At 29.9% G+C, this 11869-nt stretch carries 6 protein-coding genes; all 6 read left to right on the top strand.

What is annotated here, in order from left to right; all coding sequences use genetic code 11:
• Positions 1 to 775 precede the first annotated feature (775 nt).
• The 6 genes from I4V51_RS19340 (at position 776) to I4V51_RS21285 (ending at position 11520) form a co-directional block, all read left to right on the top strand.
• The gene (locus I4V51_RS19340) at positions 776 to 6655 is read left to right on the top strand and encodes a family 20 glycosylhydrolase (RefSeq protein WP_195990074.1); all 5880 of its coding nucleotides are present in this window, start codon (positions 776 to 778) and stop codon (positions 6653 to 6655) included.
• 8 nt (positions 6656 to 6663) lie between these two features.
• Positions 6664 to 6828, top strand: a complete 165-nt coding sequence (locus I4V51_RS19335; RefSeq protein WP_195990073.1) for a hypothetical protein — start codon at positions 6664 to 6666, stop codon at positions 6826 to 6828.
• A gap of 369 nt (positions 6829 to 7197) precedes the next feature.
• On the top strand, positions 7198 to 7563 hold the full coding sequence (locus tag I4V51_RS19330) for a hypothetical protein (RefSeq protein ID WP_195990072.1): 366 nt from the start codon (positions 7198 to 7200) through the stop codon (positions 7561 to 7563).
• Positions 7564 to 7614: 51 nt separating this feature from the next.
• Entirely contained in the window at positions 7615 to 8472 is an 858-nt protein-coding gene (locus tag I4V51_RS19325) for a metallophosphoesterase (protein ID WP_195990071.1), read from the top strand.
• A 334-nt stretch (positions 8473 to 8806) separates the two neighbouring features.
• A complete protein-coding gene (locus I4V51_RS21550; protein WP_195990070.1) occupies positions 8807 to 9256 on the top strand; it encodes an ATP-binding cassette domain-containing protein in 450 nt (149 codons plus the stop codon).
• A complete protein-coding gene (locus I4V51_RS21285) occupies positions 9244 to 11520 on the top strand; it encodes an FtsX-like permease family protein (protein ID WP_347708674.1) in 2277 nt (758 codons plus the stop codon). Before I4V51_RS21550 ends, I4V51_RS21285 begins: the two co-directional genes overlap by 13 nt.
• Positions 11521 to 11869: the final 349 nt, after the last annotated feature.

Below are 11869 nucleotides of genomic sequence, written 5' to 3'. Positions count from 1 at the left end.
TCTGCTATAACTATAAATATAATAGTTATACTAGAAAATAGCAAAGTTTTTAATAAGTGAAGTTTATTTACATCACTTATATTATGAAATAGGGGTGAGCATAATTGATCTTTTAAAAGTGAATATTTTTTAGAGAATTATAAAAAGAAAAATTAGATTTAATTACCAATAATGTGCTCTAAAAAGGGCAGACTATCACTATGAGGATAGTTAAATGTAAAATATTAGGTCCTTAAAGAGCTAATTTGCAAGCTTAAGATTACTTAAGGAACGAAGCATATCGCCCTTACTTGTAAGGATTGCGGCGAGTGCAACTGCTAAGAGACATATATCTTCGAGTCAAATCCTTTATCTGCTAGAAGTTTTGAGTCTTTTAAACTAAACCAAGAATTTATTTCATCTAGGAAGTTTATCAAATTTGAAACATCTGCTTTTTCGCCTGTTAAGGTCACTTCATATATTGGCAATCCAGATTTTGCATCATACATAATTAAATTCTTATAGCCCCAATAGATCAATGGTATCAAATATTGATTCATAAAAATCAATTACTGTAGTTAGTTTTATCCAAAAGATTAAAAAGATACTAGAAAATTTGAGTGATATAGAAAATCTAGGTCTTAGAGGCCTTGATATATAAGGGTTAAGAAATATGATTAACCCTATAATTATGAAATGAAAAGGAGGTGATAAACTTTATGCTAAATATTAAAATTGTATGATTTTAAAATAGTTATAAAGAGGAAATATAAGAGAAGGAAATGGGGGAACATTTATGGGATTATTAAATTTAAAGAAAAGAGTTTTATCATTAACTTTGGGCCTTACTATGACAGTAAGTTTAGCAACATCACTGTCGCAAAGCGTTAGTGCTTTAGAACAGAGAAGTGAAATTATTGAAAGGGCACTTATACCAAAACCTTTGAATAATGAAGTAAAAGAAGGGAAATTTATACTTTCTGCAGGAACATCTATATATGTAAAAGGTAATAGTGAAGAAGAAACTAATGAAATATATAGAACAGGACAGTATATATCAAATAAGTTTAAGGTTCCAACAGGATATAGCTTTGATGTAGTTAAAGGAAATAATGTGCCTAGTGGCAATATTTATTTAACTACAGTAGGTGGAGATGAAGCTTTAGGTGATGAGGGATATAAAGTAACTGTTAATTCTGATGGAGTAAAGATATTAGCATATAAGCCGGAAGGACTATTTAGAGCAGTTCAAACACTTAGACAGTTATTACCGGCTGATATTGAAAAAAATTCTTTAGTAAATGGCGTAGAATGGAGCATGCCATACACAGAAATCAATGATAAACCAGAATATTCTTATAGAGGAACTATGCTAGATGTTGCAAGACACTTCTTTAGTGTTGATCAAGTTAAGAGATATATTGATAATGCAGCTCAGTATAAAATTAATAAATTTCATTTTCATTTAAGTGATGACCAGGGTTGGCGACTTCAGCTTAAAGGAACAATTGGAGAAGAGCAAGAAGACCTTAATAAGTTAATTGAAATTGGAGCACAATCATCAGTTTATGGTGATAAAGGTGGATATTATACACAAGAAGAATTTAAAGAAATTGTAGAGTATGCAAATGAAAGATATATTGAAGTTATACCAGAATTCGATATGCCAGGACATACTTGGGCTGCATTGGTTTCTTTAAATTATTTAAACTCAACTTCAGATGGAAAACCTGTTGGTCCAAAGGATAATACAAAACCATCTATGGATTATGACGTAGGATATTCTTCATTTGAATGTAATAATGAAAATACCTATGAATTTGTAGATATTTTATTTAGACAAATATCTGAAATTTCTCCATTGATTAAGACTATTCATGTTGGTGGAGATGAAGCTCATAACACAAGTAAGGAAGACTATAGCAAATTTTGCAAAAGAGTAACTGAAATAGCTCATAGTTATAATATGACTACAATTGGATGGCAAGGTTATGATGAAGTAGTAACAGGTGATGAAAATGCTATTTGTCAATATTGGGACAATAGCCCTGCGAATGGAAATAATTTTAAGGGGGATTTAAAGCAATTAGTTTCACCTGCTAATAAATCATATATTGATCAAAAATATGATAAAAGCACTGAATTAGGTTTAAGTTGGGCTGGTCCAACTTCAATTCAACAGGCATATGAATGGGACCCTACAGATTATGGTGCTAAAGATAGAATTATTGGTATAGAAGCATCATTATGGAGTGAAACTCTAAGAGAAAGTAAAACTGAAAATCTTGAATTTTTAGCTTTTCCTCGTTTATTAGGATTAGCTGAAATAGGATGGACACTTAAGGAGACAAGAAGTTGGGAGGAATATAAACCAAGATTAATAGCTCATGGTGAAAGGTTAGAAAATAAGGATATTAACTATTATAAAGACCCTCAAATTTGGCAAACTCCATATGAGCCAGTAAATGCTGAATGGGATATGGAAGAAGGCCAAGGAACAGTAATCAATGACAAGAACAACAAATATCCAGGAACAATATCAGGTGGAGTTACTTTTGGAGAAGGTAAAAATGGAAAAGGACTTTTATTTGATGGAAGTGGATATGTAGATTTAGGATTAAATGATTTAGAAGGTGACTGGTCAGCTACTGTTTGGGTAAATAAGGGTAAGAACACAGGAACAAATGCTGCATTAATTGGTGGTGTTGAAGGTGAAATAAAGCTAGAACAATGGAATAATACAAAGAAGGTTGGTATAACTAAGTTTGGTGTTTCAGATTATACATTTAACTATGTTGCACCAGAAGATGAATGGGTACATTTATCATTTGTATCAGATTCTACAGGAACAGCTTTATATGTAAATGGAAAATTACAAGATAAGATTACTGCTAAAATTGCTGGACCAGCAAAAAGAATAGGTGCAAATGCTAAAGCAGGACTTGCAGATTCAGGAAATATGGTTGGTTCATTAGATGAAGTTAAAATATTTAATAGAGCATTAACAGCTCAAGAAGTTTCTGATTTAGTAGAAGGTAAAGAAGATAATAACAATGTTGAAGCACCTTTACCATATGGGCCAACACCTACAGATAAACAAGTTGAGTATAGTAAAGAAGAAATGGCTGCATTTGTGCATTTTGGAATGAATACATTTACAGATGTTGAATGGGGTAATGGTAAGGAGAATCCTTCAGTATATAATCCAACAGAATTAGACCCAGACCAATGGGCAAAGGTTTTAAGTGAAAATGGCTTTAAGAAGATTATTCTTACAACTAAGCATCATGATGGATTTAGCTTATTTGATAGTCCAGACAGTGATCACGATATTACAAACTCAGCTATCAACGAAAGTGTTAGAGGTAGAGATATTGTAAAGGAATTATCAGATGCATGTGCTAAATATGGATTAAAATTTGGTGTTTATTTATCACCATGGGATCAAAATAATGAAAATTATGGAGATGGCAACGGCTATGACTATAATGATTACTATATGACTCAATTAAGAAAGCTATTAACTGAATATGGTGATATAGCAGAGGTTTGGTTTGATGGAGCTAAAGGTTCAAACGTTACTCAAGATTATAAAATAGATGAATGGTTTGCTTTAGTTAGAGAATTACAACCAAATGCTTTAATATTCTCTGATAAGGGATTAGATGTAAGATGGATAGGTAATGAAGCAGGTTATGCTGGTGAACCTTGTTGGTCAAAAATTAAAGGTGATACATTAAACCTACCACATATGGATATGGATTATTTAAATCATGGTGATCCAGAAGGAACTCACTGGATAATGGGTGAAAGTGATACTTCATTAAGACCAGGTTGGTTCTTCCATGAAAGCCAAGATCCAAAATCTCTTGAAAAATTAGTTGATATTTACTTTAATTCAGTAGGTAAAAATAGTACTTTATTATTAAATGTACCTCCAGATAAGAGAGGATTAATAAGTGAGGAAGATATAGCAAGACTTAATGAATTTAGTACAGCAATTAAAAATACCTTTGATGAAGATTTAGCTTTAAACAGCAAAGCTGAAGCTGATACATTTAGAGGTCAAGAGGTTGGAGCTACAAGCTTTATAGCAAATAACGTAACTGATGGAAATTATGATAGCTATTGGACTACTGATAATGGTGTTAAAACAGGAAGTATTACTATTGATTTAGGAAATGAAACATTATTTGATGTTATTAGCATTCAAGAGTACATTCCTTTAGGACAAAGAATTGAAAGATTTAGTGTTGAAGTTTACAATGAAAGTCTTAACCAATGGAAGATGGTTCAAGAAGGACAAACTATTGGATATAAGAGACTTATAAGATTAGCTCCAACAACAGCATCTAAAATAAGAATAAACATCTTAGGCTCACAAGATGTACCATTAATAAACAATGTAAGTGTATATAAAGCTCATTCTTCAATAGAGCTAGAGTCAAATGTTCCAGATGGATTAAGAATAATTGATGACCAAGAGGTTGGTACAGGATTAAATCAAATTCAATATGAAGGAACATGGTCTTCTAGAACAAACGAAACTGGCTTCTATAATAATTCAACTCACTGGACAAATACTCCAGGAGCAAAAGCTAGATTAAGATTTGAAGGAAGTAAATTCTATATGGTATCTGCTACAGATCCAAATCATGGTACATTTACTATTTCAATAGATGGTGGAGAGCCAATAGTAGTAGATAATTATGGAACTGGCGGCTATAAGCCACAACAAATAGTATATGAAAGTGACACTTTAGAATATGGAGAGCATACAGTTGAAATTGTATTAACTGGAAATAATCCTCATGGTGGTGGATATTCTAGTCATATAGATGCATTCTATGTTCTTGATAGTGAAAGAGGAATGATTGAGATTGATGCAGAGAAAATCTTTGTAAATGAAGATGCAGGTAAAGTTGAGATTCCATTAAAACGTATTGGTGGAGCAAAGGGAGAAGTATCAGTTTCCTTCAGTCTAGAAAGTGCAACAGCTATTCATGACCAAGATTATCAAAGAATGATTGAAGATGTAACCTTTGCAGATGGTCAAACAGAGGCAACAGCTTCAGTAATATTATTTGATAATGAAGAGATGGATGGAAATAAGTACTTTAATGTTAGAGTTCAAAAGGTTGTAGGTGCTACAACAGGATTTAACTCTAAAGCTAAAATATTTATCATGGATGATGAATCTCCAGTAAATCTTGCGTTTAACAAAGAAGTTACAGCTTCAAGTACTGAATTAGGTATGGTAGACAAGTATGGTCCACAATTAGCTGTTGATGGTGATTCAACAAATACAAGATGGTCTTCAGAATACTCAGATGACCAATGGATACAAGTTGATTTAGGTAAGGTTTATGATATAAATAAAGTAAATATTAACTGGCAACTGGCTTATGCTACACAATATAAAATTTTAGTTTCAGAAGATGGTGAAAATTATACTGAAGTATATTCAGAGGCTAATGGAGCTACTGGATTAAAGGAGATAACTTTCGATACAGTTAAGGCTAGATATGTTAAGATGCAAGGTGTTGAAAGAGTAACTCCATGGGGATATTCAATTTATGAATTTGAAGTATATGGCCCAGAAGAAGTAACTCCAGAGCCACCAGTAGAGGAAGCTGATAAATCAGCATTAAAAACTACTATAGACTACGCTAATGAATTAGTAGCAAATGGTGAACTAGAAGGTGTTGTACCTGCAGTTGCTAAAGAATTTAATGATGCTTTAGCAGAAGCTAATGCTGTTTATGGAAATATAGCTGCTACTGAAGCAGAAGTAGATGCAAGCTTTAAGAGATTAGTAAATGCAATTTGGATGCTTGAATTTAAACAAGGAAACAAAGAAGCATTACAAGCACTTGTAGATGCAGCTAAGGCTTTAGTTGAAAAAGAATATACTGAAGATTCATGGGCTAAATTACAAGATGTTTTAGTTACTGCTGAAGCTGTATTAGTAGATGAAAATGCTATGCAAGCAGAAGTAGATGAAGTTTATAATAACTTAAAGAATGCAATAGATGAATTAGTTAAGAATAATGTTGATAAGTCAGCTTTAGAAGCCTTAGTAAATAAACTACAAGACTTAAGTAAAGATAAGTATATTGAAGCTACTTGGTCAGCTTTCCAAACTGAATTAGAAAAGGCTAAGGAAGTATTAATAAATGAAGGAGCTACTCAAGAGCAAGTAAATGATGCTTATAATAGCTTATTAAGAGCATATTTAAATTTAAGATTAATTCCAGATAAATCACTTTTAGAAGACTTAATTAATAAGGTTGAAAATATGGATTTATCAGGATATACAAAGGCTACTGTAAATAAGCTAATGAAGGCAGTAAAAGAAGGTAAAGTTGTAGTTGAAAATAAAAATTCAACACAAGAGCAAATAAATTCAGCTACAAAAGCAATTAATTCAGCGGTAGATAATTTAGAGTTAAAAGCTTCTGCAAGTAATAATGGAAACAATACAGCAAATAATAATTCAAGTAGTAATGGAAATAATACAGCAAGCAATAATTCAAATAATAAGGTAAATAGTAGCAATAATAAAAAATTACCAGCTACAGGTGCAGCCGTTTCTTCAACTATTATAGCATTATTAGGCTTAGCAGCAGTTGGAGGTGGAACAGTTACTTTAATTAAAAGAAAAAAAGAAAAATAGTTTTTGATATGTATTCAAAAAGGGACAAACTATATACAGAAAAAAATAAGTATAATGCAAACAATTATGCTCAAATGCATTATAATTTTAAGGTTAAATCAGAATTCTCAAAAGAAATGACTCGTTCAGCAAAAGAAGATTTAGGGGAATGGAGTGGTAAAGAGATAAAATAATAAGTATTTAATTAAAGAAGCTACCACTAAGAATTTTCATAATATATTAGTACTGTATTTAAGGAAAAGTCTTCAGATAAGTTTAAGTTTAACTTAGTTGAAGACTTTTTTATTGTGAAAAGTTAAATAAAATTTGTAAAAAGAAAATAGTAGCTCTTTTAAAATCATTAGAGAATAAGGGATATATAGAAATAGTAAAAAGCACTGGAAAAACTAATAAATACATAGATTTTCTAAGAATACTTTTTGGATCTTCATTAAAAACAAATGAACTGCAATTATGATAGGCTGTTTAATTAAGTATAGAAGGAACTTTTTGAAATAACACTTAGTCTAATAAGTATACTTAATGAAAGGGTGGTAAATGTTATGAGAAAATCAGTATTTAAATTATTTCTTGGAGCTATTTGTATTATAGCTATATTTGTAGCATGCTCTAAAATAAATAAAGTATCTATGACAGGGAGATATTTAAAAGCAAGTAGTGGTATAAATCTTATTATTGATGAAGAGGGTTCACCAATTGTTATGGGAAATAGTTCAAATAAAGAAGATATTTTTGAAGGATTACAAACTGGGGATAAAATTGAGATTACATGTAATAGTGAAATTAGAGAAACTTATCCTGCAGGAACTGATGTGTATAGTTGTAAGTTAATTGAAAGAGGTACTATTGAGGATATTACTAATATGACATTAAATACGCTAGAAGATATGGGGTGGACTTTTGAATAATGATAATTATAAATGTGGTAAGTATTTATTTATTGAGGTAGTGAGCGAAATATGAAACTAAAAACAAAACAAAAAAAGATTTTATTTATGGCAGCCATTATACTTGTTGGTTTATTTGATTTTTTTAAATGGCAAAACAATTCTATAAGTATTAGCGAAATAGTATTTAAAAATGACATTGTTCCAAAAGGATTTCTAGGGTATAAAATTTTACATATATCAGACCTTCATAACAAGGAATTTGGAAGTAAACAAAATAGAATATTATCAAAGATAGAAAAAATAGATCCAGATATAATAGTTATTACAGGAGATTTAATAGATTCAAATAATACAAATATCGATGTTGCAATGGAGCTAATAAATGGAGCGATTAATATTGCACCTATCTATTACGTATCTGGAAATCATGAGGCTTGGTCTGGTTCATATAGCGATATTAAGTCTAGGTTAGAAAACAGTGGAGTTGTGGTTTTAGATAATCAAAAAATTGAGGTTTTTAATGATAATGATTCTATAGATATAATAGGATTATCTGACCCCTCATTTATTGAATCAGATTGGTTAGAATATGCAGGTAATACTAAAACTAAAAACTTATTAACGACTCTAACTGAAGATAGCAGCAACTTTAAAATCTTACTTTCCCATAGACCTGAATTATTTGATATATATTCAAATAGTAATGTAAATTTAATTTTTTCTGGACATGCACATGGAGGTCAAATTAGGCTTCCATTTATAGGTGGATTAATTGCTCCAAACCAAGGTTTTTTTCCTAAATTAACAGAAGGTATCCACACAAGTAATAATACATCTATGATTATTAGTAGAGGGTTAGGAAATAGTATTATCCCAGTAAGAATATTTAATAGACCAGAACTTATAGTTGTTACATTATCAAAATAAGGTTGTCAATTAGACAACCTTATTTTATTAGATGAAAATATAACTTTAAATGTAGTTTTATACTTTAGACAATAAAAGAATTTATTAGACCTATTTAATATTAATATATATCTTAAATAATATACTCGTAAATGATGATAAATTATAAAAAAACATATGCTAATTTATTACTTATGATATTAGTAATGTATTAAAATTCAAAAAATAGTCATGATAATAGATAAGAGAAAGTTTATACAAATTTATACATAATAAGAAATAATTTAAACCATAAGAATAAATTTGTATAAAAGCTACTAGATATAAGATGAAATAGGCAGAAGGGATAATAAATATGTTACAAATCCAGAAAATAATCAAAAAATATGCAACTGGAGATATGATACAAACAGCACTTGATGAAGTAATATTAAACCTAAGAGATAATGAATTTGTAGCTATACTTGGACCAAGTGGTTCAGGGAAAACTACACTTTTAAATATTATAGGAGGCCTCGACCGTTATGATGGCGGGGACCTTATTATCAATGGAATATCAACTAAAAAATATAAAGATAGGGATTGGGATTCTTATCGTAATCATACTGTTGGATTTGTATTTCAAAGCTATAACTTAATTCCTCATCAGTCGGTATTAGCTAATGTAGAGTTAGCACTTACTATCTCAGGTGTTTCAAAAACAGAGCGAAAAAAGCGTGCTATAGAGGCTTTAAAGAAAGTAGGACTTGAAAAACATATTCATAAAAACCAAATCAAATGTCTGGTGGACAAATGCAGAGAGTAGCTATTGCAAGGGCTCTTGTTAATGATCCAGATATACTGATAGCAGATGAGCCAACAGGTGCACTTGATACTGAAACTAGTATTCAGGTTATGAATCTTTTAAAGGAAGTTGCAAAGGATAGACTTGTTGTTATGGTAACTCATAATCCAGAGCTTGCAGAAGAATATGCAACTCGTATTGTAAAACTCAGTGATGGTAAGATTATAGATGATTCAAATCCATATGAAGTAGATACTACAAAATTACAGGAGTTAAAACATGAAAATATGGGGAAGGCCTCAATGTCATTATTAACTTCATTATCATTAAGCTTTAATAATTTACGTACAAAGAAAGGTAGAACAGTGCTTACTGCTTTTGCAGGATCTATAGGAATTATTGGAATTGCATTAATTTTATCATTTTCAAATGGTGTTAATACTTATATTTCAGATATTCAAAAGGATACAATGATATCATATCCTATATCTATTGAAGAGCAGTCCATAGATATGAGTACTGTTATGAGCAATGTAGATAATCATTTAAAAGAAGATATAAATCATGATTTAAATGCTGTGTATTCTAATGGTAAGCGTATGGAAATGATGTCTAAGATGACTACAAGTATTAGTGAAAATAATCTTACTAGCTTTAAGAAATATCTTGATAATAAGGATAGTGAAATTAATAAGTATATTGGTGAAAATGGAATAGTTTATTCATATAATACTAAGTTTGATTTATATACATATGATTCTGATGGAACACTTATTAATGCAGATGGAGGTACACTTACAGATTCAAATAATAATGAAGAGAGTACTATGAATATGGGGATGAGGAAAATGATGCCTAATTATTCAGAAAACTTAGAAGAATTAATGCCTGGTGATGATGGAGAGCTTATTAGTAAAGTAGTAATTAACAACTATAATGTTTTATATGGAGATTGGCCAAATAAATTTAATGAAGTTGTTCTTATATTAGATGAAAATAATGAAATTCCAACAAATGTACTTTATGAATTAGGTATTCTTCCTTCAATAGAATATAAAGAAATTATGGATAAAATTAATTCAGGAGAAGAAGTTAATATTGAAACTAAATCTTGGACTTATGAGGATATTTGTAATCAGAGTTTTTATTTAATTCCAGCTTGTGATTATTATATTAAAAATAAAAATGGTACATTTGATTATATTGCTAATGATGATGCAGAATTAGAAAATCTAATTAATAATGAAACTGAAATAAAAATTAGTGCGGTTATTAAACCAAAAGATGATAAAAAAAGTAAATTAATATATGCACCAATTGGTTATACAAAAGCATTAACAAATTATCTAATTGATTATACAAATAACAGTGAAGTGGTAAAGGCGCAAGAAGCTAATAAAAATGTTAATGTGTTAAATGGAGTTAGCTTTGAAGCAAGTGATGATACTACTAAAATTGCAGATGCAAAAACTTATTTATCCAATCTTGGAATATCTGATAAGGCAAAATTATGTAAGAGCATTTTAAAGTCTGTTTATTCATATAGTCCTTTTATGGTATCACAAATGATGGCTATGAGTGAGTCAGAGCTTGCAGTAACATTAGATGATTATCTTGAAAATCCAGATGACAATATCTTACTTAATATTTATAATAGTTACATATCATCAGGAAGCTATAATGATAATATGACTGCTTTTGGTGTAGTTAGCTTAGATGCATCTGCTTCAATAAGTATTTATACTGATAGTTTTGAAGATAAGGAAGCTATTTCAAAATGTATAAATGATTATAATAACACTGTTGAAGAAAAAGATAGAATAGCATATATAGATTATGTTGCTTTATTAATGTCATCTGTTACAACAATTATAAATGTTATTTCATATGTATTAATTGCTTTTGTTTCAGTGTCACTAATTGTATCTTCAATAATGATTGGTATTATTACTTACATATCTGTCTTAGAAAGAACTAAGGAAATTGGTATATTACGTGCAATTGGAGCTTCTAAAAATAACATTTCGCAAGTTTTTAATGCAGAAACATTTATTATTGGTATATTTTCTGGAGTCATAGGTATAATCATATCATTATTACTATTGATTCCAGCAAATAAGATTATTCATTCATTAGTAGGGATAGATACTATAAATGCGTCATTACCACCAGTTAGTGCAGTAGCTTTAGTTATTTTAAGCATGATTCTTACTTTTATAGGTGGATTAATTCCAGCAAGGAAAGCTTCAAAAAAAGATCCAGTAACAGCACTTAGAACAGAATAAATAATTTAAGACCACTAAGAGTTATCAGTGTATTCTTAGTGATTTTTAATTTTAAGTATGTTAATTATCAATGATAATAATATTATTGGTAATTAATTGGTCGTTGAAGGTGCGACTGAAGGAGAAACGACTGAGGTTATATAATAATGCTATAAGGCTTATGATGGGAATGCAACTACTAATTGTACCATTATAAATAGCAATTGGAGATTTAATTATATATGCAAATGTAAAGATGAGAACTAGAGAAGAGAGAAAGGACAGATATACTTTTATTATATATTTTTCCACTTAATTTAAAAAAATTATAAAAAAAGAAAGCTTAAATATATAGTTTTAATAATTATTA

This window comes from Clostridium sp. D53t1_180928_C8, assembly GCF_015667795.1.
In the GTDB taxonomy this organism is placed as follows: Bacteria; Bacillota; Clostridia; order Clostridiales; family Clostridiaceae; genus Clostridium.
Note: the sequence above shows the minus strand (reverse complement) of the source record. Positions and strands in the feature narration are given on the sequence as shown.